General features: G+C 70.9%; 23 protein-coding genes. 11 read left to right on the top strand and 12 right to left on the bottom strand.

Annotated elements, in window-relative coordinates; all coding sequences use genetic code 11:
- Positions 1 to 14: 14 nt before the first annotated feature.
- Positions 15 to 857: a cyclase family protein gene (locus OG417_RS15835; RefSeq protein WP_329256106.1), complete on the top strand. Its 843-nt coding sequence runs from the start codon at positions 15 to 17 to the stop codon at positions 855 to 857.
- Positions 858 to 904: 47 nt separating this feature from the next.
- On the opposite strand, the gene OG417_RS15830 is transcribed toward OG417_RS15835, so the two are convergent.
- Complete coding sequence (locus OG417_RS15830) at positions 905 to 1852, bottom strand: LysR family transcriptional regulator (RefSeq protein WP_329256104.1); 948 nt, start codon at positions 1850 to 1852, stop codon at positions 905 to 907.
- Positions 1853 to 1944: 92 nt separating this feature from the next.
- Between OG417_RS15830 and OG417_RS15825 the strand changes: the two genes are divergently transcribed.
- From OG417_RS15825 to ileS, 3 genes are read left to right on the top strand one after another with little or no spacing between them, the layout of a single operon-like run.
- On the top strand, positions 1945 to 3273 hold the full coding sequence (locus tag OG417_RS15825; RefSeq protein WP_329256102.1) for an APC family permease: 1329 nt from the start codon (positions 1945 to 1947) through the stop codon (positions 3271 to 3273).
- A gap of 51 nt (positions 3274 to 3324) precedes the next feature.
- Positions 3325 to 4503 (top strand): acyl-CoA dehydrogenase family protein, encoded by a 1179-nt coding sequence (locus tag OG417_RS15820; RefSeq protein WP_329256100.1) that lies wholly within the window; start codon positions 3325 to 3327, stop codon positions 4501 to 4503.
- Positions 4504 to 4544: 41 nt separating this feature from the next.
- Positions 4545 to 7787 carry an isoleucine--tRNA ligase gene (gene ileS / locus OG417_RS15815; protein ID WP_329256098.1) on the top strand — a complete coding sequence of 1081 codons (3243 nt, stop codon included), beginning with the start codon at positions 4545 to 4547 and terminating at the stop codon, positions 7785 to 7787.
- Positions 7788 to 7833: 46 nt separating this feature from the next.
- On the opposite strand, the gene OG417_RS15810 is transcribed toward ileS, so the two are convergent.
- The 3 genes from OG417_RS15810 to OG417_RS15800 are packed head-to-tail and all read right to left on the bottom strand — an operon-like array spanning position 7834 to position 9943.
- A complete protein-coding gene (locus OG417_RS15810; RefSeq protein ID WP_329256096.1) occupies positions 7834 to 8181 on the bottom strand; it encodes a nuclear transport factor 2 family protein in 348 nt (115 codons plus the stop codon).
- A 14-nt stretch (positions 8182 to 8195) separates the two neighbouring features.
- Positions 8196 to 9011, bottom strand: a complete 816-nt coding sequence (locus OG417_RS15805; RefSeq protein ID WP_329256094.1) for a 2-keto-4-pentenoate hydratase — start codon at positions 9009 to 9011, stop codon at positions 8196 to 8198.
- Entirely contained in the window at positions 9011 to 9943 is a 933-nt protein-coding gene (locus OG417_RS15800) for a methyltransferase domain-containing protein (RefSeq protein WP_329256092.1), read from the bottom strand. Before OG417_RS15800 ends, OG417_RS15805 begins: the two co-directional genes overlap by 1 nt.
- Positions 9944 to 10208: 265 nt before the next feature.
- Here OG417_RS15800 and OG417_RS15795 point away from each other — a divergent pair, with 265 nt between their 5' ends.
- Positions 10209 to 11213, top strand: coding sequence for a carbohydrate kinase family protein (locus OG417_RS15795; protein ID WP_329256090.1), 1005 nt, complete (start codon positions 10209 to 10211; stop codon positions 11211 to 11213).
- Positions 11210 to 12010, top strand: coding sequence for an HpcH/HpaI aldolase family protein (locus tag OG417_RS15790; RefSeq protein WP_329256088.1), 801 nt, complete (start codon positions 11210 to 11212; stop codon positions 12008 to 12010). The genes OG417_RS15795 and OG417_RS15790 overlap by 4 nt, the downstream gene beginning before the upstream one ends.
- Here OG417_RS15790 and OG417_RS15785 read toward each other — a convergent pair.
- A complete protein-coding gene (locus tag OG417_RS15785; protein ID WP_329256086.1) occupies positions 11991 to 13052 on the bottom strand; it encodes an Lrp/AsnC family transcriptional regulator in 1062 nt (353 codons plus the stop codon). The genes OG417_RS15790 and OG417_RS15785 overlap by 20 nt on opposite strands.
- Before the next feature lie 228 nt (positions 13053 to 13280).
- Between OG417_RS15785 and OG417_RS15780 the strand changes: the two genes are divergently transcribed.
- Both OG417_RS15780 and OG417_RS15775 read left to right on the top strand, forming a co-directional pair.
- Positions 13281 to 14723, top strand: a complete 1443-nt coding sequence (locus tag OG417_RS15780) for an MFS transporter (protein ID WP_329256084.1) — start codon at positions 13281 to 13283, stop codon at positions 14721 to 14723.
- A 24-nt stretch (positions 14724 to 14747) separates the two neighbouring features.
- The gene (locus OG417_RS15775) at positions 14748 to 16079 is read left to right on the top strand and encodes a M20/M25/M40 family metallo-hydrolase (RefSeq protein ID WP_329256082.1); all 1332 of its coding nucleotides are present in this window, start codon (positions 14748 to 14750) and stop codon (positions 16077 to 16079) included.
- A gap of 72 nt (positions 16080 to 16151) precedes the next feature.
- Here OG417_RS15775 and OG417_RS15770 read toward each other — a convergent pair whose 3' ends face one another.
- The 4 genes from OG417_RS15770 to OG417_RS15755 form a co-directional block, all read right to left on the bottom strand.
- Positions 16152 to 16913, bottom strand: a complete 762-nt coding sequence (locus tag OG417_RS15770; protein WP_329256080.1) for an SDR family NAD(P)-dependent oxidoreductase — start codon at positions 16911 to 16913, stop codon at positions 16152 to 16154.
- Positions 16910 to 18598 (bottom strand): dihydroxy-acid dehydratase, encoded by a 1689-nt coding sequence (ilvD, locus tag OG417_RS15765; protein ID WP_329256077.1) that lies wholly within the window; start codon positions 18596 to 18598, stop codon positions 16910 to 16912. The genes OG417_RS15770 and ilvD overlap by 4 nt, the downstream gene beginning before the upstream one ends.
- Positions 18558 to 19928 carry a cation:proton antiporter gene (locus OG417_RS15760; RefSeq protein ID WP_329256075.1) on the bottom strand — a complete coding sequence of 457 codons (1371 nt, stop codon included), beginning with the start codon at positions 19926 to 19928 and terminating at the stop codon, positions 18558 to 18560. Before OG417_RS15760 ends, ilvD begins: the two co-directional genes overlap by 41 nt.
- Before the next feature lie 69 nt (positions 19929 to 19997).
- Positions 19998 to 20861 (bottom strand): adenosyl-fluoride synthase, encoded by an 864-nt coding sequence (locus OG417_RS15755; RefSeq protein ID WP_329256074.1) that lies wholly within the window; start codon positions 20859 to 20861, stop codon positions 19998 to 20000.
- Positions 20862 to 21050: 189 nt separating this feature from the next.
- Here OG417_RS15755 and OG417_RS15750 point away from each other — a divergent pair, with 189 nt between their 5' ends.
- A complete protein-coding gene (locus tag OG417_RS15750) occupies positions 21051 to 21914 on the top strand; it encodes a YmdB family metallophosphoesterase (RefSeq protein ID WP_329256072.1) in 864 nt (287 codons plus the stop codon).
- Positions 21915 to 22011: 97 nt separating this feature from the next.
- On the opposite strand, the gene OG417_RS15745 is transcribed toward OG417_RS15750, so the two are convergent.
- Together OG417_RS15745 and OG417_RS15740 are read right to left on the bottom strand one after the other, a co-directional pair.
- Positions 22012 to 22515 carry a GNAT family N-acetyltransferase gene (locus OG417_RS15745; protein WP_329256070.1) on the bottom strand — a complete coding sequence of 168 codons (504 nt, stop codon included), beginning with the start codon at positions 22513 to 22515 and terminating at the stop codon, positions 22012 to 22014.
- Positions 22516 to 22627: 112 nt separating this feature from the next.
- The gene (locus tag OG417_RS15740) at positions 22628 to 23254 is read right to left on the bottom strand and encodes a prepilin peptidase (protein ID WP_329256068.1); all 627 of its coding nucleotides are present in this window, start codon (positions 23252 to 23254) and stop codon (positions 22628 to 22630) included.
- Positions 23255 to 23362: 108 nt separating this feature from the next.
- Here OG417_RS15740 and sppA point away from each other — a divergent pair, with 108 nt between their 5' ends.
- Together sppA and OG417_RS15730 are read left to right on the top strand one after the other, a co-directional pair.
- Positions 23363 to 25066 (top strand): signal peptide peptidase SppA, encoded by a 1704-nt coding sequence (sppA, locus tag OG417_RS15735; RefSeq protein WP_329256066.1) that lies wholly within the window; start codon positions 23363 to 23365, stop codon positions 25064 to 25066.
- Between the two features lie 178 nt (positions 25067 to 25244).
- Complete coding sequence (locus tag OG417_RS15730) at positions 25245 to 25730, top strand: flavin reductase family protein (protein ID WP_329256064.1); 486 nt, start codon at positions 25245 to 25247, stop codon at positions 25728 to 25730.
- On the opposite strand, the gene OG417_RS15725 is transcribed toward OG417_RS15730, so the two are convergent.
- On the bottom strand, positions 25711 to 25914 hold the full coding sequence (locus tag OG417_RS15725; RefSeq protein ID WP_329256061.1) for a hypothetical protein: 204 nt from the start codon (positions 25912 to 25914) through the stop codon (positions 25711 to 25713). The two genes, OG417_RS15730 and OG417_RS15725, sit on opposite strands and share 20 nt — an antisense overlap.
- Positions 25915 to 26672 lie beyond the last annotated feature (758 nt).

Below are 26672 nucleotides of genomic sequence, written 5' to 3'. Positions count from 1 at the left end.
GGAGGGAGAAACCGATGACCGAGAGCTCGACCGCGGCAGCGCCCCCGATGCTGACGGGAGATCAGGTCCTCGTCGACCTGTCCGTACTGATCGCCGAGGACCTGCCCTGCTACTGGTCGACCCACCAGCCGTTCCAGCACAAGACGTGGAACTGGTTCGAGAGCAGGAGCGATCCCAGCGGCTGTGTCGTCAACCGTTCCGGGCCGTACGCGACCCGGTGGATGGCGATCGACGAGCACACGGGGACCCACCTCGACGCCCCCAGTCACTTCATTCCGCCCGAGGGGTCGGGACTGCCGTACGCGGGGCCGGCCGGGGCCGTGTCGATCGACCGGGTGCCGCTGGAGCGCCCCATGGGGCCGGCCGGAGTCGTCGACGTGTCCGCGCTCACGGGGACCGTCGATGAGCCGGGCCGCAGCCCGATCATCGAGCCCCGCGTCATCACGGAGTGGGAGGAGGAGCACGGCCGGTTCCGGCCCGGCGACGTGTGCCTGTTCCGCACCGGCTGGGACGTCCACTACCGGCGCGGCGAGGCCGGTTCGGCGTACCTGCACGACATCGTCGTGACCGGGCGGCGCCCCGCCTGGCCGGCTCCCGAGGTGGACACCATCGGACTGCTCCTGGAGCGCGGCGTCCGCTGCGTGGGCAGCGACGCGCCCACCATGGGGCCGGCGCACGGGGACCGCGGGCAGGCCGTACACGTGCGAGGGCTGAGCGAGGGAGCCGTCTACGTGGAGTGCCTGACCGGGCTGGACCGGCTTCCGGAGCGCGGCGCGTTCTTCTGCTTCCTGCCGCTGAACGTCGAACACGCCACCGGCGCGCCCGGCCGGGCCGTGGCCTGGCTACCGGCGGGATGACACGCTCACGGCCACCGCTCGCGGAGCCCGCGCGGGCTCTCGTCGGCTTACTCCGTCCGACCTCGTCCGCTCGTGAGCCGGCGGGCCGCCTCGTCCTTCAGTTCGGCGCAGACGCTCTTGAGCACGCTCAGCATCGCCAGCGCGGCCGGCGAGCGGTAGGACGCGGGCGCCAGGGCGACCCGGATCTTCCGCGAGAGCGCCTTGGTGTCCAGCGGCCGCACGACGACGTCCGTCCGGACCGTGGGCACGGTGAGCTGCGGGATCAGGGCCACCCCCGCACCCGCGGCGACGAGCCCCTCGACCACGGTCCGGTCGTCGGTGCGCAGCGCGACCACCGGTTCGAAGCCGACCTCGCGGCAGGCCTCGGGCAGGACCTCCAGGGTCGGACCGTGCCGGACTCCCTGGATCCAGTGCTCGCCGGCCAGGTCCGCGAGCCCGATGCTGTCCCGGTCGGCGAGCGGGTGCCCGAGGGGAAGCCCGATGTGAAGGGGGTCGTCCACCAGGTCCAGCTGTTCGATGTCGTCGGGGAGCGGAGGCTCCATCTCGAACTGGTAGACGAGGGCGAGGTTGATCTCGCCCGCGCGCAGGCCGGCCACGCACTCGTCCGGATCGCCCTGGAACAGGTCGAGCTCGATGCCGGGGTAGCGAACGCGGAAGGCGGCGATCGACCGTGCCACCAGCGTTGATCCCGCGGTGGCGAACCAGCCGAGCCGCAGCAGCCCGGACTCCAGCCCGGCGAACGCCCGCAGCTCCTTCTCGATCGAGTCGAGCTGATGGAAGACCGACTCCGCCTGGCTGACGAGCAGGCGCCCCGGCTCGGTGAGCGAGACGCCGCGTGCGCCGCGCTCCACCAGGCGGGTGCCCAGCTCTCTCTCGAACGCCGCGATCTGCTGGGAGATCGCGGACGGGGTGTAGGCCAGCGCCTGGGCCGCGGCGGTGAACGAGCCCCGTCTGGAGACCTCACGAAGGATCCACAGGCGGCGCACATCAAGCATTTAAGCATTCTAACAGGAGCTTGCAGGAAAAGTACCGACAGAAAAACTCTGAGCCGGACAAAACTCCCCTCTGGCCACGATAGGAAGTATTCATGGCCGAAGTAGACGCAGATCGGCGGCCCCAGCGCCGGACGACGGCGGAGTTGCGGCGTGAGCTGGGGCTCAAGGAAGCGGTCGCGATCGGGATCGGAGGCACCGTCGGTGGGGGCATCTTCGTTCTCGTGGGCGTCGCCGGGGGGAAAGCCGGACCCGCGGCCCTTATCGCGTTCTCATTAGCCTTTGTCGCCTCTCTTTTCATCGCGCTCCCCTATGCCGAACTCGCCTGCCGGCTGCCGATGGCGGGCGGCGGGTACGCCTTCGCCCGGCAGGTCCTCGGCCCGCACTGGGGATTCCTGATGGGCTGGATCTACTGGGGCGCCTACGTCTTCCTGTCCGGATACGTGACGATCGGCTTCGGCGGCTACCTCCACGCCGCCACCGGGTTCCCCACCACGGCGGGCGCGGCGATCCTGGTGGCCGCCTGCATCGCGGTGAACCTCCTCGGCGTCAAGGTGTCCGGAGGCGTCCAGACCGCGGTGATCGCCGCGGCGATCATCGGCCTGGCCGGATTCTCTTTCTGGGGCCTGCCCCATGTCAGCCTCGACCATCTGACCCCGTTCGCGCCGCACGGAATCAACGGAATATTCCTGGCCGCGCTCGTGGCATTTCTTTCGTTCGGCGGATTCGACATGGTGGCCGCCGCCGGAGAAGAGATAAAACGCCCCGAACGCAATCTGCCGCGCGCGATTCTGCTGACGCTTGCCGGCGTGCTCTTCCTTTATCTCATCGTGGCGTTCGTCGCGGTGGGCACGGTTTCCTCCGCCCATCTCGGGTCTTCGACCTCGCCGCTGGCCGACGCCGCCGGCGTTTTCGGCGGCGACGTCGCACGGCACCTCATCGTGTTCTGCGCCCTGCTGACCACGGCGGCGACGGCGAACGCCATCGTGGTGGTGACGTCCCGCACCGTCTTCGCGATGTCACGCGACCGGATGCTTCCCGCGCCGTTCGCCGCGGTGAGCGCCCGTACCGGGTCCCCGTGGGTCGCCGTGGTGATCAACGGTCTCCTGATCGAGGGGGTGGCGGTGGTCGGCACCGTCTCGATGTCCTCCTCGACCGGCGGTTTCCTGTACGTCCTGCACTTCGTCCCTCCCCTGCTGGCCCTGGTCCGGCTGCGCCGCGACAACGCCGGCGAGCGCCCCGCGTTCTCGACGCCGGCGCCGCGGATCGTCGTGCCCCTCGCCTTCGCGTGCAGCGCTGGTCTGCTCATCGCCAGCGGCGTCACCGGAGTGACCATCGGCTCGGCGTGGCTCCTCGTCGGCGTCGTGCTCTACATCGGCTACTTGTACACACAGCGCGCCGACCGCGCCGGGCGGGTGGGTTGAGCGCGGCGGCACCCGTGGGAAAGACCAGAACACGACCGAGGGAGTCGGGGCATGGCGGCCGGTGACGACATCACGCGTACGGATCTGTTCCTCGTCGACGAACTGCTCACGCCGGAGGAACGCGACATCCGCGACCGGGTCCGGCGCTTCGTCGACGCGGAGGTGCTGCCGGTCATCAACGACTACTGGGAGCGCGCCGAGTTCCCGTACCCGCTCGTCCCCGGGCTGGGCGGCCTGCGGATCGCCGGAGGCGCGCTGCGGGGCGACGGCTGCCCCGGGATGAGCCCGGTCGCCGAAGGCCTCGTCGCCGCCGAGCTCGCCCGCGCCGACGGCGGCCTGCGGGTCTTCTGCGTCGGCCACGGCCTGGCCATGATGGCCGTCGGCCTGCTGGGCTCGGCCGAGCAGCGGTCCCGCTGGCTGCCGAAGCTGGCCGCGATGGAGACGATCGGCGCGTTCGCGATGACCGAGCCGGCGCACGGGTCGGACGTCTCCTCGCTGGAGACGCGCGCGCGGCGCGACGGCGCGGCGTACGTCCTGGACGGCGCCAAGCGCTGGATCGGCAACGGCACCTTCGCGGACGTCGTCGTGGTCTGGGCCCGCGACGACGACGGTGAGGTCGGCGGCTTCGTCGTGGAGACTCCGGCGGAGGGGTACTCCGCGACGGCCATGCGCGGCAAGACCGCCTGCCGCGTGGCGGTCCACGCCGAGATCTCGCTGACCGGCGTGCGGGTGCCCGCCGAGAACCGCCTGACCGAGGCGACGTCGTGGCGTGCGATCACGCCGCTGATGCTCAAGGCCCGCCAGGACGTCTGCTGGGAGGCGCTCGGCCACGCCGTCGCGGCGTACGAGGTCGCCGCCGCCCACGCGGTGAACCGGCGGCAGTTCGGCCACCCGCTGGCCGACTTCCAGCTCGTGCAGGCCAAGCTGGCGCGGATGCTCGCCGACCTCACGAGCATGCGGCTGATGTGCTGGCGGCTGACCCGCCTGGAAGAGGAGGGCCGGGCGACCCTCGCGCAGGCGTCGGCCGCCAAGCTGCACACGGCCGCCGCCGCCCGCCAGATCGTCCTGGACGCGCGCGACATCCTCGGCGGCGACGGGCTCCTGATCGACCGGCACGTGGCCCGCCACCACGCCGACATCGAGGCCCTTTACACATACGAGGGAACCCAGGACATCCAGAAGCTCATACTGGGCCGCAGCATCACCGGCCGATCGGCCTTCACCCGCTGATCCACCGGCCATCGCACCGATCCCAGACACGGAGGAGACTTGTGACGTTCGACCCGGTCCCCCAGCGACCCGAGCTGCCGAAGCTGGAGGAAGAAGTACTGCGGCGCTGGAATGACGAAGGAGTGTTCCGCAAATCCCTGGACCGGACCGCCGGGGGCACGCTGTTCCGGTTCTACGACGGTCCGCCGACCGCCAACGGGCGGCCCGGCGTGCACCACGTCGAGGCCCGGGTGTTCAAGGACGTCTTCCCCCGCTACCGGACGATGAAGGGCCAGGCCGTGCCCCGCAAGGCCGGCTGGGACTGCCACGGAATCCCGGTCGAGCTGGAGGTGGAGCGCGAGCTCGGGCTGACGCGCAAGACGCAGATCGAGGAGTACGGCGTCGCGGAGTTCAACGCCCGCTGCCGGGAGTCGGTGATGCGCTACGTCGGCGAGTTCGAGCGGCTCACCGAGCGCACCGGCTTCTGGGTGGACACCGACGACGCCTACTGGACGCTGAGCGAGACGTACGTCGAGAGCGTCTGGTGGTCCCTCAAGACCCTGTACGAGCGCGGGCTGATCTACCAGGACCAGCGGGTCGTGCCGTACTGCCCGCGCTGCGGCACCGCGCTGTCCGACCACGAGGTCGCCCAGGGGTACCGGGAGACCGACGACCCGAGCATCTACGTGCGCTTCCCGGTGCTGACCGGCCCGCTGGGTCCCGGCGGCGCGGGCCTGCCCGAGCCGGGCGCCGAGGTGTCGCTCCTGGTGTGGACGACGATGCCGTGGACGCTCGTACCCGCCACGGCCGCGGTCGTCAGCGACAAGATCCGGTACGTCCTGGCCCGCGGCGGGCGTGCCGGCGACCACTACGTGGTCCTCGCCGCCGAGCGCGTCAAGGTCGCCCTGGGCGAGTCGGCGGAGATCATCCGCGACGTGGCGATCGACGAGCTGGCGGGGGCGCGCTACCGGCCGCCCTTCGACTTCGTCGGCCCCGGCTCGGCGGCCGACCCCGACGGCGACCCGGCCTCCTGGCGCTTCGTCGTGATCGACGACTTCGTCGAGATCGACCAGGGCACCGGGATCGTGCACACCGGCGCGGCGTTCGGCGAGGACGACATGCGCGTCGCCCGCGCCAACGGCATGCCCGTGGTGAAGCCGGTCGACGCCGAGGGACGGTTCGACGACCGGGTCGGCCCGTACGCCGGCATGTTCATCCGCGACGCGGACGCCCCGATCATCGACTTCCTCCGCGAGAACGACCTGCTGGTGCAGGAGGGCACGCACCGGCACTCGTTCCCCTTCTGCTGGCGGTGCTCCTCGCCGCTGCTGTACTACGCCAAGCCGTCCTGGTTCATCGCGACCACCCGGATCCGGGACGACCTGCTGGCCGGCAACGCCGAGGTCGACTGGCGGCCACCGCACATCCGCGACGGCCGGTACGGCGACTGGCTGGCCAACAACGTCGACTGGGCGCTGTCCCGCGAACGCTACTGGGGCACCCCGCTGCCGCTGTGGCGCTGCTCGGGGTGCGACCGCACGGTGGCCGTCGGATCCCGCGCCGAGCTCGGCGAGCTGGCCGGACGTGACCTGTCCGGGCTCGACCCGCACCGCCCGTACGTGGACGAGATCACCTTCGACTGCGCGTCCTGCGACGGCACCATGACCCGGGTCCCGGAGGTCATCGACGCCTGGTACGACTCGGGCTCCATGCCGTTCGCGCAGTTCGGGTACCCGCACGTGCCCGGCAGCGAGGAGAGGTTCAAGGCGGCCTACCCCGCCGACTACATCTGCGAGGCCATCGACCAGACCCGCGGATGGTTCTACTCGCTGCAGGCGGTCGGCACCCTGCTGTTCGGCCAGAACGCCTACCGGCGGTCGCTGTGCCTCGGCCACATCGTGGACGACGAGGGACGCAAGATGTCCAAGTCCGCGGGCAACGTCCTGGACCCGTTCGCGCTGGTCGACACCTACGGCGCGGACGCCCTGCGCTGGGTTCTCCTCGTCGAGGGGAACCCCTGGCAGTCGCGAAGGGTCGGCGAACGTGCCCTGGAGGAGGCGATCCGCCGGGTCCTGCTGACGATCTGGAACACCTACTACTTCTTCGTCACCTACGCCCGGCTCGCGCAGTGGCGCCCCGGCCAGGACGTGCCGCCGGTCGAGCGGCGCCCGGTGCTCGACCGCTACATCCTCGCCGAGCTGGCCGACGTGACCGCCGAGGTGGACGCGGCCATGGCCGGGTTCGACGTGACGTCCGCCGGCCGGCGGCTCGCCGGTTTCGTCACCGACCTGTCGAACTGGTACGTGCGCTGCAGCCGGGACCGGTTCTGGAACACCGACCCGGCGGCGCCGGCCACGGACTCCGCCGCGGCCTTCGCGACGCTGCACACGTGTCTGTCCACGCTCAGCCGGCTGCTCGCCCCGATCACGCCGTTCCTGGCCGAGGTCCTCTACCGGAACCTGGTGCTCGGCGTCGATCCGGACGCTCCGGAGTCGGTGCACCTGACCGACTTCCCCGAGCCGGACACCACAGTGCGGGACGACGGGCTGCGGGAGGCCATGGCCACCGCGCGCCGGCTCGTCACGCTGGGCCGGGAGGCGCGCAGCAACTCCGGCATCGGCGTCCGCCAGCCGCTGCGGCGCGCGGTCGTCACGCTGCCGGCCGGGCTGCACGACCGCTTCGGCGACGTTCGGGGCGTCATCGCGGCCGAGCTCAACGTCAAGGAGCTCGAGCTGACCGGGGGCGGCCGGGCCGAGCCGGTGTCGCACGCGATCAAACCGGTGTTCCGCGCGCTCGGCGCGACGTTCGGCAAGCGGACCCAGGTGGTCGCCGCCGCCGTCCGCGAGGCCGACCCGGAGGCCGTCGCCACCGCCGTCCGCGAGGAGGGGCGGTTCACGGTCCAGGTGGACGGCGAGCCGATCACACTCGACGCCGAGCACGTGGAGATCGCCGAGATCCCGGTCGTCGGCTGGCAGGTGTGCCGCGACGGCGGGCACAGCGTCGCGCTCGACGTGTCGATCGACCGTGAGCTGCGGCTGGAAGGTCTCGCCCGTGAGCTGGTCCGGCTCACCAACGACCTGCGCAAGCGTCGTGGCCTCGGCTTCGCCGACCGCGTCACGCTGACGGTCGACGTCGGCGCCGACCCGCGCGGGGAGATCGCCGACATGCTCTCCGCGCACACCGCCGTCATCGGGCAGAACGTCCTCGCGGACGAGATCCGGCGAGGTCCCGCCGGCGACGGCGCCGAGCGGGTCTCGCTGGCGGACGGCGACATCACCCTGGACCTGCGGCTGTCCGGCGTGTGACGAAGGACCGCCCGGAACCCTCCCGGTGAGGGTTCCGGGCGGTCCGTCAGACGCTCGGAACGAAGAAATGCGTCCGCCGCAGCCGGATCAGCCCGCCGTCGAACTCATAGATGTCGGCGAACCCCACCTCGGTGCGGGTGCCGCCGGGCAGCACGCAGCTCACGCGTCCCCAGGCGGCGGCCCTCCCGTCCTGGACGACCGTGTGCTCGACGTCGTGCACGCTGGAGAGGATCTTCCGCTCGTCGTGGTAGAAGCGCAGGACACGGTCGAGGCCGTCGAGCGAGGGGAATCCCGGCCGTTCGTAGACGATCTGCGGGTGGAAGAACTCCGGCAGCGCGTCCCAGTCCATCGCGTCGATGGTGGCGAACATCGCCCGGAGCCGTGCGTCGTCCATCGCGTCCCTCCCGGTCACTCGAACACGACGGTCAGCGAGGGCAGGCCATGCGTCTCGATCACGAACTCATCGCCACGCGCCGCGGGCAGCGACCGGCCGAGCGCGCCCGACAGCACGACGTCGCCGGGGAGCAGGCTGGTGCCCAGGCGGTTCAGCGTGCGGGCCAGCCAGGCGACCGATTCGGCCGGGTGACCGAGCACCGCGCTGCCCAGCGCCTCGACCTCCGTCCTGCCGTTCTGCTGGACGAGCATGCCGATCGTGCGCAGGTCGGCGTCGCGCAACGCCGGGCTCCAGGGACCGAGGGTGAAGGCGCCGTAGGACGCGTTGTCCGCGATGGTGTCGACGAGCTTGATCCGCCAGTCGGTGATCCGGCTGTCGATCACCTCGACGGCCGCCGCGACCGCGTCCGTCGCGGCCAGCACCTCTTCGGCCGTGCAGTCGTCGCGGTCGAGGGGCTTGCCGATCAGGAAGGCCAGCTCGCCCTCGACCCGCGGCTGCAGGAAGACCTCGGCCGGAACGCTCGACCGGCCCTCGCGGGCGGCGAAGAAGCGTGACTCCCAGAGCCGCCCGTAGTCGGGCTCGTTCACCCCGATCTGGTCCCGCATCGCCTGGCTGGTCAGCCCGATCTTGTGGCCCAGAACGCGCTCACCGCGCCCGGCCCGCAGCTCCGACCAGCGGGTCTGGATGCGGTAGGCGACGGCCGGCGAGTCGAGGCCGGTCGTCTCGCTGAGCGGCCGGACGGTGTGCCGCTCCTCCCAGGCGCGATCGAGGGTGGCGACGATCGCCTCGACGTCGACGGTCTTGACGTCGCCGGTCGGGGTGCCGGCCATCATCGCGTCCTCTCGGCGAGGATGAGGATGCCGCCCGGCATGTCGTCTTCGAGCACCTCGCGTACGGTGAAACCGCCGTCGGCCAGGGCCTCGCTCCAGCCCTTGGAGTCCAGGAGCGTCTGGCGCATCAGGGCGTGCACGAGGGTGAACTCCGGGGTGAACCGCGGACGGTCCTCTCCGGCGGCGGGCGGCTGCACCTCGGCGATGAGCAGCCGGGCCCCCTCCGGCAGCCGGCCGGCCAGGTCGGACAGGTACGCCACCAGCGCGTCCCGCCCCTGGGCCAGGATCTCGTGCAGCAGGAAGAACGTGATCACCAGCTGGGTGTCGCCCAGCGACGGGATGGCGGAAAGGTCGCCGGCGTCACCGCGGACGACCCGCACGCGGTCGGCGAGGCCGGCCTCGCGCACCGCCTTGTCGGCCTCGGCGCAGGCTTCGGGGCTGATGTCCACGCCGGTGCCGCTCGCGCCGAAGCGCGAACACACGGTCAGCAGGAATTTCGCGTTTCCGCAGCCCAGGTCCAGCGCGTGGCCGAACTCCACACCGTCGAGCAGGCGCAGGGCGTGCGGGACGACGTCCTTGCGGCCGAGCATCGCCGCGCCGTCCGCCACCCAGCGTCCGTCGCGCGGATAGTCGGCGCCGTACCGTTTGTCGCCGCTCAGGAAGGCGTCCATCCGCCGCAGCGGCTCGCCGTACCCGCCGACGAGCCAGACCAGGTAGCCCTTGTCCTGGCAGACGTCGCGCCCGTACGCCGTGAGGGCGAACGCGTCGCCGCTCTCCTCGACGAGGCCGCGCTGGGTGAGATAGCGAAGCGAGGCGCCGAGCAGCGCGGCCTCGTCCCGGCCACGGCCCTTGATCGCCGCCCGGGTCAGCGTGCCATTCTCCAGATCGGGGAGCAGGTCGGCCATCTCGAATGCGGCCAGCACGCTGCTCACCGCATATCCCTCGAAAAGGTCGAACGCTCGGCGGCCGGCTTCGGCGCGCCGCTCAGTGTCAGCCGTCATCGCTGTTCAACGCCCTTTCCTTGGAGAATAACGAACAGCCACAGCCTATTCGGCGCCTCTCACGTCAGGAATCCCACAAAGACGTATGACGCGTACCCGCAAAGGCGTAAATCCGGGTTCCACCATTGCGTGATTGTCCGCCCGCCGGACGCCCGGTCATCCTTTCTGGGACGCCGGTACCCAAGGAGCGAGATTCGTGCGAGTCGTTATCACAGGTTCCATCGCGCTCGACCATCTGATGACCTTTCCGGGACGGTTCGCGGAGCACCTGATCGCCGACCACCTGGATGAGGTGTCGTTGTCCTTTCTCGCGGACGGACTGACGGTCCGCCGCGGCGGTACCGGGGCGAACATCGCGCTCGGGCTGGCCCGGCTCGGGCACCGGCCCGTCCTCGTCGGCGCGGCCGGTCCGGACTTCGCCGACTACCGCGCCGACCTCGAGGGCGAAGGGGTGGACAACGCGTTCGTCCGGATCTCGGCGGAGCAGTACACGGCGCGCTTCGTCTGCACGACGGACGCCGTCGGAAACCAGATCGCGACCTTCTACCCCGGGGCGATGAGCGAGGCGCGCGAGGTCTACCTGCGGCCGGTCGCCGACCGGCTCGGCGGCGTCGATCTGGTGCTCATCGCTCCGGACGACCCGGACGCGATGCTGCGGCACACCGACGAGTGCCGCAGGTACGGATATCCCTTCGCCGCCGATCCGTCCCAGCAGCTGGCGCGGATGGACGGCCCCGCCATCCGGAGGCTCGTCGACGGTGCCCGGTACCTGTTCACCAACGCGTACGAGCGAGAGCTGCTGTGCCAGAAGACCGGCTGGTCCGAGCAGGACGTGCTGGGACGCGTCGGGCAGTGGATCACCACCCGGGGACGGGACGGCGTCGTGATCGAGGCCATGGGCCGGCCGCGGATCGGCGTGCCGGCCGTCCTGACCGAGGACGAGGTGGATCCGACCGGTGTCGGGGACGGCTTCCGGGCCGGTTTCGTGTGCGGTGTCGCGTGGGATCTGGGGCCGGAGCGGGCGGCCGAGATCGGATGCGCCCTCGCCACGCTGGTGCTGGAGGTGACCGGGCCACAGGGGTACCGGCTCGATCCCGGCCGGTTCACCACCATGCTGACCTCGGCGTACGGCGCGGGCAGCGCCGATGCGGTCGGGCCGGTCCTCCGGGCGGCCGTGCGCGAGGCCGGTGTGGTCCGGTGAACGCGTCGCGGTCGCTGCGGTCCCTCCTGGCGGAGGGACGGCGGCTCCTCGGCACGTTCAGCATCATCCCGTCGGCCGACGTCATCGAGATCATCGCGCTGAGCGGCCTGGACTTCTTGATCATCGACATGGAGCACGGGCCGTTCGGGCTGGAGACGGTGCGCGCCGGGCTGATGGCCGCGCGGGCGCACGGCCTGCGGGTGGTGGTCCGGGTGAGGACGGCGGAGGCGGCGCTGGTCGGTGCGGCGCTGGACGTCGGCGCGGACGGCGTACTGGTGCCGCAGGTCGGGTCGGCCGACGCCGCGCGGGCCGTGGTCGAGGCGGCCAGGTTCGCGCCGGAGGGGGCGCGCGGCGCCAACCCCTATGTGCGCGCCGCCCGCTACGGCGCCACGGCGGACTGGTTCGCCGCCGCGAACCGGGACGTCGCGGTGATGGTGATGATCGAAGGAACGGCGGGGATCACGGCGTTGCCCGAGATCCTCCAGGTCCCCGGCCTCGACGGCGTCTTCCTCGGGCCGGTGGACATGTCCCACTCCCTCGGCGTGCCGGGCCAGATCGATCACCCGAGTGTCCGTGCCGCCCTGGAGGAGGCGGCCGCCGCCGCGGCCGCCCGGAACATGGCCACCGCGGTGTTCGCCCCCGACGAGGCCCACGCCCGTACGTGGTGGGAGGCGGGAATCCAGCTCGTCGCCTGCGGCGTGGACGCCCAGCTGGTACGGGAGCGCCTGCTCCGGCTCGCCGAAGGGGCCTGTCCCCCGGCGGTGAGCGGCGAGCGGCTCACCGCTGGTGGAGCGTGAGCCGAGATTCCAGAGTCGGCGGTACGGGATGGCGCCAGATGTCGAGCGGTACGGCTCGGGCGGCGCGTCCGTCGTCGCGCAGGACCCGGCCCATCAGCTTCACGTGCCGTAACGTCAGGGTGCGTTCGGCGACGACGAGGTTCGGCACGGCCGCCGCGATCTCCATCTCCAGAGGCTGGAGCTCCTCGACCGACCGCAGCCACACCGTCAGTGCCAGGTCGCTGTGGCCCACGACCGCCGCGCACATCCGGGTCTGCGGCAGACCGGCGAGGTGCGCCGCGGCGTCGGCCAGGGCGTGGTGCGGCACGTCGATCCACAGGGTCGCCGACACCGGGCGGCCGGAGAACGAGCGGGAGACCTCGCACCTCAGCGTCAGCGCACCGCTGTCGAGCAGGCGGTACAGCCGGCGGCGCACGGTGCTCGGGCTCGCGCCGGTGGCCGTGGCCAGTTCCTCGTACGACGCGCGGCCGTCGCGGCTGAGCGCCACCGCAAGCCGGCGGTCCTCGGGGCGGAGTTCGGCCACGCGGGTCCGGCTCGGCGACCCGCCCTGGAGACGGTGCCGCTGCGCGGGGGAAAGCGAGCCTAATCGCCAGTGGCTGCCTTCGACGAACATCTCGTTGGCGACCGACGTGCGGCTGGACACCACGCCGGGCAGCGCGTTGAGCCGGCGCAGCAGGTAGTGCGAGAGCGTGGGCAGGTCCGGGGTCCAGACGGTGACGAGCAGATCGCAGGTCCCCACGGTGTGGGCGATGGTCACGGCCTGAGGGTCGTCGGCGAGCGCCGCCGCCACGTCGTGGACCCGATCGGCGGTGCAGTGCACCGCGACGAGGGCGAACGACATGCTCCGCATGAGCGACGGAGCCCCGTACGCGGTGACCCAGGCGAGCCCCTCCGTGCTCAGGCGCTCCCAGTGCCGCGCGGCGGTGACCGGGTTGACCTCGAGCACCTCGCCGATCAGCCGCCACGGTGCGCGCGGCGCGATCTGCAGGGCGTTGATCAGGGCGAGATCGAGCTCTCGAAGTGCGTTGCCGGTTTCGTGCACAGATAGCCCCACCGTAGTCGGATAACTGCAATGTCGCGGAATCAGGCAGTTGTTACAGCATTATGGCATCGGTCCTTTTCTCGGGGGAAGGGGAAGACGCCGGCACCGCACTATGACTGACATGCGTTCCTTGCCGGAACGCACTTCCGGCCGAATCCCCATCGGCTCGGGCGACCGAGCCCGGTCCGTAACGATTAGGTCCCAGTTGGAATGGACGGGAGTTCGCACATGCCAGACGAATATCCGCCGGCGATTCCCGACGAGGAGTCGAAGGAGCGCGGCAGCATCGCGGCCCGCCTCAACCGGCTGCCGATAGGCCGTGTCCACCGGCTCGCAGTCATCTTCGTCGGCCTCGGGCTCTTCTTCGACACTTACGAGGTCTTCCTCGCCGGGACGCTCTCGGCGGTCCTGAAGACGCAGTTCGGGCTGTCCCCCGACACGCTCAAGGCAGTGCTGGCCAGCGCCTTCGTCGGCCAGTTCCTCGGCGCGATCTTCTTCGGGCGGCTCGCCGACAAGCTCGGCCGCCGGCAGGCGTTCCTGCTCAACCTGGCGATCTACTCGGTGTTCTCGCTGATCGGGGGCCTGTCGCCGAACGCGACGATCCTCGTCCTCGCCCGCTTCATCGCGGGTCTCGGGCTCGGCGCCGAACTCGCCCTCGCCGACGCCTACCTGTCCGACGTGCTGCCGCCCAAGGTCCGCGGTCGCTACATCGCGTGGGCGTACACGACCGCGTTCCTCGGCATTCCCGCCGCGGGCTTCCTGGCCCGGTGGCTCGTTCCGCTCAAGCCGCTCGGCGTCTCCGGCTGGCGGTGGATGTTCTTCATCGGCGCGCTCGGCGCCATCCTCGTCTGGGTGCTGCGGCGTGCGCTCCCCGAGTCACCGCGCTGGCTGGAGTCGGTGGGCCGGTCCCGGGAGGCCGACCGGATCGTCACCTCCTGGGAGGAGGACGCGCGTCGCTCGGGCGCCCAGCTTCCCCCACCACAGCCGGACGAAGCGCCTCTGTCACAGGACCGGCTGCCCGTACGCGTCCTGTTCACCCGCGAGTACGCCCGCCGCACCTTCATGCAGTGGACGATCAACGGCCTGGAGGTGTTCGGCTACTACGGCTTCGGCACTCTGGCGCCTCTGGTGCTCCTGGCCAAGGGGTACTCGGTGGTCAGTTCGCTGAGCTTCCTCGCGTTCGTCTACATCGGCTACCCCATCGGCTCGGCGCTGTCACTGCCGATCATCGAGCGGATGGAGCGCAAGGTCCTGATCGCGGCCGGTGCCGCGGGCATGGCGATCACCGGACTGCTGTTCGGCTACGCGCCCTCGCCGTTCTGGATCGTGCTCTGGGGCTTCCTCTTCACGGTGATCAGTAACACCTTCTCCAACGCCTTCCACGTCTACCTCGGCGAGATCTACCCGACGGCGGTACGCGCCACCGCGGCCGGAGCGGCGTACTCGGTCAGCCGGATCGTCACCGCGGCACTGCCGTACATCCTGATCCCGGTCCTCGACCACTCGGGCGGTTCCGCGGTCTTCACGGTGGTCGCCATCGCCCTCGGCCTCCTCATCGTCGACGTGCTCCTCCTCGGGCCACGGACCACGGGGCGGGCCCTGGAGGCCGCCGACCGGCCCGACGCCGCCGAGAGGCTCGAACCACGCCCCTCATCCGAACCCGCCGGCTGAAACCCCGACAACGAAGGGAGACGCATGGTCTCGCAAGCCTCCGGAGCGCCCCTCGACGACACCGCCATGGACGACGCGGTCACGATCTGCCGCGACCTGCTGCGCTTCGACACCACCAACTACGGCGACGGCAACGGTCCCGGGGAACGCGCGGCGGCGGAGTACATCGCCGGCGTACTCGCGGACGCGGGGCTCGAACCGGAGATCATCGAGCCGACGCCCGGCCGGACGAACGTGGTCGCCGTCTGGCCCGGCGCGGATCGGGACCGGCCACGGCTCCTGGTGCACGGCCATACCGACGTCGTCCCCGCCGACGCCGCGGACTGGCGGTTCCCGCCGTTCTCCGGCGAGATCGCCGACGGATGCGTGTGGGGCCGCGGCGCGGTCGACATGAAGAACCTTCTCGCCATGGTCCTGGCGGTCGTACGGGCGCGGCAGGGCGCGTCTCGCCCACCGGCGCGCGACGTGGTCCTGGCCTTCGTGGCCGACGAGGAGACCGGCGGCCATCACGGGGCGGGATGGCTCTGCCAGAACCGGCCCGACCTGTTCGAAGGATGCACCGAGGCGATCAGCGAGGTCGGCGGTTACTCGGTGACGCTGCCGACCGGACGCCGCCTCTACCTGGTGGAGACCGCCCAGAAGGGCATCGCCTGGTACCGCCTGACGGCCAGCGGGGTCGCCGGGCACGGCTCGATGCTGAACGACGAGAACAGCGTGATCGAACTCGCCGAGGCCGTCGCCCGGATCGGCAGACACCGGTTCCCGCAGCGGATCCGCCCGGCGTTGCGGCACTTCATGGAGGAACTCGCCGCCGAGCTGGGCGAACCGCTCGACCTGGAGAACCCCGCCCCGCTGCTCAAGGCGCTCGGACCGGTCGAGCGCATCGTCGGCAGCACCTTCCGCGACATGGCGACACCGACCGTGCTCACGGCCGGGATGAAGACCAACGTCATCCCGGGTCAGGCGCACGCGGAGATCGACTGTCGCTACCTGCCGGGTTCGGAGGAGACCTTCCTCGCCGAGCTCGACACCCTCCTCGGTCCCCATGTGCGGCGTGAGGAACTGCACTACGACATCGCGGTCGAGACCGACTTCACCGGGCCGATCACCGACGCGATGCGGGCCGGCCTGGAGGCGGAGGACCCCGACGGGCGGGTCGTGCCCTACCTCCTGTCCGCGGGTACGGACGCGAAGCACTTCAGCCGGCTGGGCATCGCCTGCTTCGGCTTCGTGCCGCTTCGTCTGCCGCCCGACTTCGACTACCCCGGCGTCTTCCACGGGGTGGACGAGCGCGTCCCGGCGGACAGCCTGCGGTTCGGAGCCCGCGTCCTGGACCGGTTCTTCGACCTCTGCTGAGCGCGGCGCCCACTGGTGGGGCCGGGACGCGACGCGGCGCCCCGGCCCCGCCACCCCCACCGCCTCACCGCGTCACTGCGCGAGGTAACCGCCGTCCACCGGCAGGATCGCGCCCGTGATGAAGGAGGCCTCCGGGGAGGCCAGGAAGGCGATCGCGGCCGCGACCTCCTCCGGCTCTCCGAGCCGGCCCATGGGATGCATCCGCTCGATCGCGGCCAGGTACTCCGTCCCGCCCGGTTCGTCCGGGAGCCGTCGCACGCGTTCGGTGCGGATCGTCCCCGGCGCCACCGCGTTCACCCGGATGCCGCTGTCGGCCCACTCGACGGCCAGGTGCATGGTCAGGCCCGTCGCGACGAACTTCGCGGGCCCGTACGTCGCCTGGCTCTTCTGCCCGGCCATCCCGGAGATCGATGAGAGGCAGACGATCGCGCCTCCGCCGTCCCCGACCATCTGCTCGATCGCGTACTTGCAGGTGAGGAACATGCCGCGGCCGTCGACCGCCATGACCTCGTCCCAGTCCTCGGGTTTGGCCTCGGCGATGTCCAGGAGCGGGATCATTCCCGCGTTCGCGACGAGGACGTCGAGCCCGCCGAACCGGTCGACCGCCGACTCGACCATCCGGCGGGCGTCCTCGGCCCGTGACACGTCGCCGACGACGATGTTCGCGACGCCGCCCGCCTCGGTCAGCTCCGCGTGCGCCCGTTCGAGCCCGGCCTCGTCGATGTCGGCCAGTGTCACCTTCGCGCCCGAACGGCAGAACAGCGCGGCGGTGGCCCGCCCGATCCCGTTGGCCGCCCCGGTCACCAGGCAGGAAAGTCCCGCGAGAGAGTTCACGACCGGCTCCCTTCACCGGGCGGCGTGGTGACCGCGCCGAGCGCCGCCGACCCCACGAGCCCGGCGTATTTACCCATCACTCCACCCGTGTAGCGGGCGGGCGGTTCCTTCCACGCGGACCGCCGCGCGTCGAGCGTCGCGCGGTCGACCGCCAGGTCCACGCGACGGGCCGGGACGTCGATCGTGATCACGTCACCGTCCTCCACGAGCGCGATCGGGCCGCCGAGCACCGCTTCCGGCGCCACGTGTCCCACCATCAGCCCGCGGGTCGCCCCGGAGAAACGGCCGTCGGTGAGCAGCGCGACGTCGCCGCCGAGCCCGCGCCCGACGAGCGCCGCGGTGACCCCGAGCATCTCCCGCATTCCCGGTCCGCCGCGCGGCCCCTCGTACCGGATCACCACGACGTCACCGGCCTTGATGTCGCCGGCCTGCGCCGCGGCCATCGCGGACTCCTCGGTGTCGAACACGCGGGCGGGACCGCGGTGGAACAGGTGCTCGCAACCGGCCGTCTTCACGACACAGCCCTCCGGAGCGAGATCGCCGCGCAGTATGGCCAGGCCGCCGGTCGGTGACAGCGGGTCGGCGGCGGGCACGACGACCTCCTGCCCGGGGGTCTCGGCGGCCTCCGCCGCCTCCTCGCCGATCGACCGGCCCGTCACGGTGACCGCCCCGCCGTCGAGCAGACCCGCTTCGAGCAGCCGCCGGGCCACGAGCCTGCTCCCGCCCGCCCGGTCGAGGTCGACGGCGGTGAACCGCCCGTGCGGCATCATGTCGGCGATGGTGGGCGTCCGCTCGCTGACGGCGTGGAACGTCTCCAGGTCCAGCGGGACTCCCGCCTCACGCGCGATCGCCAGCAGGTGCAGCACCAGGTTGGTCGAGCCGCCCGTGGCGACACCGGCCGCGATGGAGTTCTCGAACGAGGCGCGGGTGAGGAATCCGCTGGGCGAAAGGCCGGCCGACAGCAGCCGCATCGCCTGGCGGCCCGCCTCGACCGCGACCTCCTCGCGATCCCGGCTCACCGCCGGCGGGCCGGCGGAGCCCAGCGGCGACAGCCCCAGGAACTCCAGTGCCATCGCCATCGTGTTCGCGGTGTACTGCCCGCCGCAGGCGCCCGCCCCCGGACAGGCGGTGCGTTCGAGCTCCCACAGGTCGTCGTCGCTCATCCGCCCGGCGGCGTTCGCGCCGACCGCCTCGAAGACACTGGCGATCGTGACGCTCCGTCCCTGGAAGGAGCCGGGCATGATCGACCCGGAGTAGAGCACCAGGCCGGGGATGTCGAGCCGTACGTGCGCCATGGCCGCGGCGGGGATCGTCTTGTCGCATCCGACGATCGTGACCAGCGCGTCGAACATGTGACCGCGCGCCACCAGCTCGATCGAGTCGGCGATCACCTCCCGGCTGACCAGCGACGTCTTCATCCCCTCGGTGCCCATGGTGACCACGTCGGAGATCGCGATCGTGTTGAGCTCCATCGGTGTTCCGCCGGCCTCGCGGACGCCCTGCTTGACCAGTTCGGCGATACGGCGATGCGTGAAGTTACAGGGCATCGTCTCGACCCAGGAATGGGCTACTCCGACCACCGGCTTACGCAGATCATCGGCGGAATAGCCGATCGCCCGGAGAAAAGCTCTCGTCGGGGCACGGTCACGGCCTTCGAACAGCCGCCGACTCCTCAGACCAGACATCCTCGCCTTCCATTTCATTGCCGCCGTCCGCATTCCGGACGAGTTTAAAGTCGAGCCAGATTCCGGCCGCCTGGGACGTGATGATCGATAGGAGCACCAGAACCGTGAAGAATTCCTCATTGATGATTCCGGCGGTGAACGTGACCGTGGCCAGGACGATTCCCGGACCGCCCCGGGCGTTCATCGCGACCGCCAGGTTCGTCGCCGACCTGCTGTCCTCTCCCGCCAACCGCGCCCCCACCCACACGCCGACCAGTTTCACCGCACACGCCACCACGATGAACCACAGGAAGAAAACGACCGGGAAGTGGTGCAGCAGGTCAAGCTGAAGGCCCACGATCGCGAAATAGACGGGCACGAACAGGGCGAGGGAGAAGTGTTTGACGGTCTGCGAGGCATCGCCGGACGCGGAGCCGGCGTCGCCTACCGGATCCGCTCCGTCGGTCGCCCCGGCAACGCTCACCCCCGCCATCAGCGCGCCGAACACGGCGTTGATACCCAGCGCGATGCAGCACAACACCGCGACGAACAGGAACGCGATCCGCAGCGCGGTCGGGTTGCGGCGCTCCAGCGCGCCCATGCGGCCCGTGGTCAGCAGGCGGAAGAGGTGCCTGCCGAAGATCAGGAAGAGCAGCAGGAACACCAGCGAGACGGTGACGTAGTACACCGAGGTCAGCGACACCGAGTCGATGCCCGTCAGATCCCAGAGCCCGAACGCGTCACCCGAGTGCGCCTGGACCAGTCCGAGGACGACGGCCAGCACGACGTACAGCGCGAGGTCCTCCAGCACCGCGACGGACAGCACCACGCGGGCGAACGGCGTCCCCAGGATTCCCAGGTCGAGCATGATCCGGGAGATCACCGGGATGCTCGTGACGGCGATCGCGATGCCGAAGACCAGCGCGAACGACGTGTCCGATCCCTTGGGGCCGGACAGGCTCGCCGGATCCACGAGACGCTGGATCAGCAGGCCGGCCCCGAACGGAAGGCCCAGCCCGAACACCGTGATGCCGAGGACGGTCCGGTTCTCCGCCGCCGAACCGGCCGACCGCAACTCGGTTCCGGCGAGGAACATCAAGAAGATGAGGCCGAGCTGGTAGAAGCCGCCCAGCACCGACGCGGTCGGCCCGGACTCGGGGAACAGCGAGTCCTTGACGCCCGGAGCGAACGCGCCGAGGACGGTCGGGCCGAGCAGCAGGCCTCCGAGGATCTCACCGATCACGGGCGGCTGCCGCAGGACTCCGAAGAGGTGGCCGAAAAGGTGCGCCAGCAGGATGAGGAGCGTTAACGCGATCAGGATGTGCGCGACATCCACCAGGTGGAGGGACATAGATGTCTTCCGATCACAAGCCCGGCTCGCGGCGCCGATGGTGCCGCGAGCCGGGAGCGGGACCGTCGGTCACGCCTTGACGACGCGGACCGACATCCCTTCCTTGAGGTTGTAGGGGTAGGCCAGGCTCGCGGCGTTCCGGGCGACGGCCAGGAAGCCCCGGCTGTTGAGGTAGGCCACCGGCTCGCCCACCTCACCGGCGTCGGCGAACGTGGGCGACAGCGGCAGGTCGAACGGCAGCACGCCGTCCACCGTGATCTTCAGCTGGGTGCCGTACGCGACGCCCAGTTTCTCCAGGTCCCGCCGGTGCACGTTGGTCCACACGTTGCCGAACGGGTGGTCGATCGCGGACACGACACCGTCGAGGACTCCCTCGCCGGCGGGTACCGCGACCTTGGTGTCGAACCGCACGATCTCGTCGTCCGACAGCTTGCGGCCGACCTTCTCCAGCGGGTAGCCGGCGGCCAGGTGCGCCGACGGGATGGCCACCATCTCGCGGCTGTAGAACGTCGGCTCGGGCTGCTCGGGGATGACGTCGGTCGAGCTGACCTCGTAGGCCTCCAGGTAGCCGTGCTCCTCGATCACCCGGGTGAGCAGGCCGTTGTTGGGCGCGATGTAGATGTAGGAGCCGTCCGCCCGCTCGAAGCCCTTGCCGGACCCGGCGAGTTGTCCGCGCGCCCCGCCCGGTGAGGCGTGCTTGAGCCGGATCGCCACGGACCGGGTCGCGGTGCCCGTCGCCGGGTACGTCGTCGTGGCGAACACGGTCCCCTCGGGGAAGAAGCGAGGCAGGTCGACGATGTACCGCGCGCCCTCCACCACGTCCCACGGCGTCATCGAGTGGCACACGTCCACGATGGTCACGTCGGGGCAGATGCTCAGCATGAGGCCTTTGCACTGCGCGACCGAGTCGTCGGTCGTCCCGAGGTCGCTCATGAACGCGATGATGGGTCGTCGGGAATTGTTCTCTGGCATGCCTTCCTCCACTTTTCCGTGCGGGCTTGATTCGCATCATAAGTACCGCGCCACGAATCCAGAAGGCGGGTTTAAGTGCCAATTCGCATAACGCCGCATGATGTAGCGGGCATGCGCCTAAAGTTGTAGCCGCACTCATCGCTTGGGGCGATGCCTTCTCCGGAAGCTCACGCGAAGATTGCGGTCGCCGCTCAGCCGAGAGTGAATGTGAGGCCGGCCGTGAACGTTCTATTCTTCGGCGACGTCGTTGGAGGCGTGGCAACCGACCAGATAATTTTCAATCTGGCGAAAATGCGCGACCAACATCGGGTCGACATCGTCATCGTCAACGCCGAGAACTGCGCGCCGACCGGGCTCGGAATGACGACGAAACAGGTCGAGGCACTGCTCGACGCGGGAGTGGATCTGATCACCGGGGGAAACCATTCTTGGGACAGCCCCGACTCGGTCGACGCGCTCGCGAACCCGAAGGTGATCCGCCCGCTCAACCTCTGTGACGGCGTTCCCGGGCGCGGCATCGCCTGGCTGGACCACGCCGGGGAGACCGTGACGGTGCTGAACCTGGCCGACGCGTGCGCGATGAAGAGCGTACGAGCGACCGCCGGCAAGTTCCGCCCGGCCTACTCCGCGTGGCGCGAGGCCGACCGGCGCGGCACGGTCATCGTCGACTACCACGGCGACCATGTGCTCGAGAAGCAGATCTTCGCCCGGGCCGTCGACGGTCAGGCCGCCGCGGTGCTGGGCACCCACACCCACGAGGCGACCCGCGCGCTGCACATCCTTCCCGGCGGCACCGCGCTGGTGTCCGACGTCGGAATGACCGGCCCGGACGGCGGCGTCCAGGGGTTCGCCTACGACGGCTTCGTCGCGGGCCTCACGACGGTGGGCGATCCCTTCGCGCCTCCGCTGCCCTCGCCGCTCGACGGCCCGATCGTCCTCGGCGCGGTCCTGCTGGAGATCGAGGCAGGCCGGACGACCCGCATCCAGCGCATCACCGAATGGCCACCGGCCTGACGACCGGACATCCGCGCCGGGCAGAGGCTCCCCGCCCGGCAACGTACAAACGCCCGACCGAGACACCCGGCCCGGCGGCGCACCAACGTCTGGGGTCTCAGAGCTCCAGGCGCCAGGTCTGCTCGACGAGATCGTGGCCGAAGCTGTGGTGCGGCCCTTCCTTCACCAGCTCGAAGCCGGCCCGCTCGTAGATCCTGCGGGCCGCGGTGAGCACGTCGTTGGTCCACAGCGTCAGCTCGCGGTAACCGGTCCGGCGGGCGAACTCGACGCACTCTCCGACCAGGGCGGCGCCGACTCCCCGCCCGCGCGCGGTGGGCTCGACCAGCAGCAGGCGCAGCTTGGCGACCTGGTCGGTATCGCGTACGCAGAACACGCACCCCACCGGCTCGCCGTTCACCTCGGCGATCCAGGCGGCGTCGCCGGGGCCGCGGCCCTCGACGTAGTCGGCGACGATGCGGGCGACCAGGGCCTCGAAGGTCTCGTCCCATCCGTACTCGGCGGCGTACAGGGCTCCGTGTCGCTGGACCACCCAGCCGAGGTCGCCCGGCGACGGGGCGCGCAGCACGACCTCGGCGTCTTCGGCCGCCGGTGCGGTTTTCATGGAACGCCCCCGATCACGTGATGACTCTGAGTGACGCAACGATAGCGCAGGGCACCGGCCAGGGCGGAATCCGGTGCCGTACGGAGCGCCTCCCCCGCGGAGACCGGCGGACTCATCCGGTCAGCAGGATGCCCGCCAGGGCTCCGGCGAGCATGAACGGCCCGAACGGGATCTCGGTCTTCCGCGATCCCCGGCGCGTGATCAGCAGCCCCGCGGCGTACAGGCCGCCGAGCACGAATCCGGCGAGCACGCCGAGCCACCACGCCGCCGCGCCGAGCCAGCCGAGGTAGAGGCCGAGCACGCCGGACAGCTTGACGTCGCCCCAGCCGATCGCTCCCGGCGCGACCAGGTGCTGCACGGCGTACAGGACCCACAGCACCGCCAGTCCGATCGCGGCGTGCCCGAGGCGTACGGGACGGCCGCCGGTGAGCACGGCGACGCACAGCAGCGCCGGTCCGATGAGGTAGGACGGCAGGGTGTACGGGTCGGGGAGGCGTTTGACCGCGACGTCGACGAAGGCCAGGAGCGACCCGACGGCGGCGAGGTAGAGGAAGGCGGGCAGCTCGGCCCGCCCGGCGAAGCGCCAGGCCAGCGCCCCGAACGTCACGGCCATGGTCAGCGCGACGCCGGGACGCGCCCATCGCGCGGGGCGCTCGAAGTAGCGCTCGGCCAGCGGCGCGGCGAACCAGCCGGCGATCGCTCCGCCGAGGGCGCACAGCGGCACCAGCCAGATGTCCACCGATCCGCCTCCCCGTCACCGCCCGACCGGAGGATAGCGGGCCCCGGCGGCGGGGCGCGGTTGCCCGAGTCCGGTCCACGTTTGGCGCGGCGCACATAGAGTTAGCCCATGGTGGATGCCGGATCAGTCGTTGACCTGCTCAAAGATGCCCGTGATCGGCGCAACGCCGCGCTGATCCTGGAGTTGGACCTGACCGACGGGATCGTGGAGGGACAGCCGGCCGACCCGGTGTCGGCCCTGCTCAGCATGCGCCGTACCCATCTGCGCGACGTCCTCGGGGGCCTGCGCCGGGCCCGTACGGACCCGCGGGTCCGCGCGCTCGTCGTCAGGATCGGCGGTCACCGTCTCGGGCTGGCGATGGCCCAGGAGCTGCGCGACGCGGTCCGCGCGTTCCGCGACGCGGGCAAGCTCGCGGTGGCGTGGGCGGAGTCGTTCGGCGAGACCGGCCGTGGCACCGTGCCGTACTACCTGGCGACCGCGTTCGAGCGGATCTACCTCCAGCCGTCCGGCGACCTGGCGCTCACCGGGGTCGCGCTGGAGGAGCCGTTCTTCAACGAGGCGCTCGGCAAGATCGGCGTCACGCCGCGCTTCGCGAAGCGCCACGAGTACAAGACGGCCGCCAACACCTTCATGGAGCGCGCCTACACGCCCGAGCACAAGGAGATGTCCGGCCGCCTGGTCGCCTCGGCCGGCGAACAGGTGGTGGCGGGCGTCGCCGAGGGGCGCGGGCTCTCGCCGGAGCGCGTGCGCGAGCTGATCGACCGTGCGCCGCTCCTGGGCGCCGAGGCGCTCGAGGCCGGGCTGGTCGACAAGCTGGCCTACCGCGACGAGGTGTACGCCGACGTGCGCGCGGCCGTGGGCGACGCCGACGCCCGGCTGCGCTACATCGCCCGCTACAACCGCGCCCAGGGGCTGGCCAAACGACTGCCGCGCCAGCGGCAGCAGGGGGTCGCGCTGATCCAGGGCCAGGGCCCGATCCGGCTCGGCCGCAGCGGGCGCGGCGCCCTGCCCGGGCAGGGTTCGTCCATGGGGTCGGACACGATCGCCACGGCCATCCGCGCGGCGGTGCGCGACGACAAGATCAAGGCGATCGTGTTCCGCGTCGACTCCCCCGGCGGCTCGTACGTCGCCTCCGACACGATCTGGCGCGAGATCGTGCTGGCCCGCAAGGCCGGCAAGCCGGTGGTCGTGTCGATGGGCAACGTCGCCGCGTCCGGCGGATACTTCGTCGCCGCCCCCGCGACCGTGATCGTCGCCCAGCCGGGCACGCTCACCGGCTCGATCGGCGTCGTGTTCGGCAAGCCCGTCGTCGGCGACCTGCTCGGCCGGCTCGGCATCGGCCTGGACAGCGTCGAGCAGGGCGCGCACGCCCGGATGTACGCGCCGACCCGCGACTTCACCGAGGAGGAGTGGGGCCGGGTCAACTCCTTCCTGGACCGCATCTACGACGACTTCGTCGGCAAGGTGGCCGAGGGCCGCGACCTGCCGCGCGAACGCGTCGACGCCCTGGCGCGCGGCCGTGTCTGGACCGGCGCGGACGCCCACGAGCGGGGGCTGGTGGACGAGTTGGGCGGTCTCGGGCAGGCACTGGACCTGGCCCGCAAGAAGGCGGGCCTGGCGGTGGACGCCCCCGTGCGCCTGTACCCGCACGTGTCGCCGGTCGACCGGCTGCGCCCGGCGGAGTCGAGCGAGGACCGCACGGCCGCCACCGCCCGCCTCGACGCCTGGGGCCCGCTGACCGCCGTCGCGTCCCGCGTGGGCCTGCCGTCCGGCGGCCCGCTGATGCTGCCGGGCACGTGGGAGATCGTGTGACGGCACCGCCGTCCGGTCGCCGAGAGGGCGGCGTAGTGGTGGCGGGCGCCGCCGGCCTGACGCCGCACCTGCCCGGCGGTCACCCGAGCGTCGCCGGGCCGGGCCTCCGCTGGTCCTTCGTCGTTTCGCCTCCGGGGCACGGCCCCGAAGAACCCTCGATGTGAGGGGAGGAATCGCCGTGGAGGAGGTCCCGTCGCGGGACTTCACCGACGCGCTCGCGACCTTCGCGACCGGCGTCGTGGTGGTGACCGTACGCGACGGGCGGGACGACATCGGCACCACGCTGACGGCGTTCTCGTCCGTGTCGCTCGACCCGCCGCTGGTCATGATCGCGGTGGCGAACGAGTCGTACCTCGCCGAGGTGCTCGGCCGGTGTGACCGCTGGGCGGTGACCGTGCTGTCGGCGGAACAGCGGGCCATCGCCGGCCGGTTCGCGGCGGCCGGGCGCCCGAGCGCCCGGCTGCTCATCGCGAGCGTCCCGCATCACCGGGGGCGGCTGTCCGACGCCCTGATCGCGGACGACGGCCTGGCCGCGCTCGAGTGCGAGACCCGGCAGCGGGTGCCGGCCGGCGACCATGTGCTCTTCGTCGCCGAGGTCCTCTCGGTCGAGCACATCGCCGCCGGCCGGCCTCCCTTGATCCGCGTCAACCGCCGATACCGGTGACCATGATGACGACCAGCACGAGGGCGCAGATGCCGAAGAGGGCGTTCATCGTCTCCTTCATGCGCAGTCCGCGCATGGTCGCGATGCGGGACTTGTAGCTGCCCCACATCTGGTGGGCCTGACGCGCGCGCTCGGAACGCATTCCGATGAACACGGCGACGACCACTACGATCAGGATAAGCACGAGAGTCACCTCCTTTACGGAAGAACAGCTCCCGTCTACTCTTCCGTTGAACGTAATATTAACGCATTATCACATCATTTCCAATAGGCATTAATAAATGCAATGACGCAGGTCGCCTGCTGTTTATTTGCCATGAAGTAAGACGGCAGCATGCCATTCTTCATATTCCAGAATGCGTCCACGCGTCATGCGTACCGCCGGGCCGCCTCCCACCGCGACGCCTCCCCGCGTCCCGCCTCCCCGCGTCCCGCCTCCCCGCGTCCGGCCTCCCTGCGTCCCGCCGCCCCGCGTCCCGCCTGCCCGCGCGGTGCCGGTGCCCGCACCGCCGCCTGTCGCCGCGCCCGGCGGCGTCGGGCCGACCGGCATCGCACGGTCTCGCCGGTGGCCAGGTGGCGAAAAGCCGAGACGCATACCGCCGGGCCGGCACCGGCCCGAGGCCGGCCGAATCCCCCTGTTCCGGCGACTGAAAATGATCGTTCGTCTCCCGCGATTTCGGCGTCCACCTGCGGCGACAAGGAACCCGGAGGCCGCCGTTAAGTCCGCGCCGCCGCCCGTTTTCGGCCGGGGCGGCATTTCATTGGAACGATCCCGTCATGATCAATTGATGTGACGTTCCGGGTCGCCGGGTGGACGCTTGCCACCTCGCTCAAAACAGGTATGGCACATTGCCACCTCGCTGATTTAATCTAAGCGCGTTGGAAGGCAGCGATGAGCAAGATGTCCGGTAGCCCCCCGGACACTCGATCGTCGCCCGCGAG

It is taken from the genome of Actinoallomurus sp. NBC_01490 (assembly GCF_036227085.1).
Taxonomy (GTDB): Bacteria; Actinomycetota; Actinomycetes; order Streptosporangiales; family Streptosporangiaceae; genus Actinoallomurus; species Actinoallomurus oryzae.
This window is presented reverse-complemented; position numbering and strand designations above follow the sequence as displayed.

Coding starts and splice junctions, on each gene's coding strand:
- OG417_RS15830 (WP_329256104.1), bottom strand. CDS start 1,852: ATGCTTGATGTGCGCCGCCTGTGGATCCTTCGTGAGGTCTCCAGACGG.
- OG417_RS15805 (WP_329256094.1), bottom strand. CDS start 9,011: ATGGCCGGCACCCCGACCGGCGACGTCAAGACCGTCGACGTCGAGGCG.
- OG417_RS15750 (WP_329256072.1), top strand. CDS start 21,051: ATGCCTTCTCCGGAAGCTCACGCGAAGATTGCGGTCGCCGCTCAGCCG.
- OG417_RS15810 (WP_329256096.1), bottom strand. CDS start 8,181: ATGGACGACGCACGGCTCCGGGCGATGTTCGCCACCATCGACGCGATG.
- OG417_RS15755 (WP_329256074.1), bottom strand. CDS start 20,861: ATGAGCGACCTCGGGACGACCGACGACTCGGTCGCGCAGTGCAAAGGC.
- OG417_RS15820 (WP_329256100.1), top strand. CDS start 3,325: ATGGCGGCCGGTGACGACATCACGCGTACGGATCTGTTCCTCGTCGAC.
- OG417_RS15780 (WP_329256084.1), top strand. CDS start 13,281: ATGCCAGACGAATATCCGCCGGCGATTCCCGACGAGGAGTCGAAGGAG.
- OG417_RS15775 (WP_329256082.1), top strand. CDS start 14,748: ATGGTCTCGCAAGCCTCCGGAGCGCCCCTCGACGACACCGCCATGGAC.
- OG417_RS15825 (WP_329256102.1), top strand. CDS start 1,945: ATGGCCGAAGTAGACGCAGATCGGCGGCCCCAGCGCCGGACGACGGCG.
- OG417_RS15745 (WP_329256070.1), bottom strand. CDS start 22,515: ATGAAAACCGCACCGGCGGCCGAAGACGCCGAGGTCGTGCTGCGCGCC.
- ilvD (WP_329256077.1), bottom strand. CDS start 18,598: ATGTCTGGTCTGAGGAGTCGGCGGCTGTTCGAAGGCCGTGACCGTGCC.
- sppA (WP_329256066.1), top strand. CDS start 23,363: ATGGTGGATGCCGGATCAGTCGTTGACCTGCTCAAAGATGCCCGTGAT.
- OG417_RS15760 (WP_329256075.1), bottom strand. CDS start 19,928: ATGTCCCTCCACCTGGTGGATGTCGCGCACATCCTGATCGCGTTAACG.
- OG417_RS15835 (WP_329256106.1), top strand. CDS start 15: ATGACCGAGAGCTCGACCGCGGCAGCGCCCCCGATGCTGACGGGAGAT.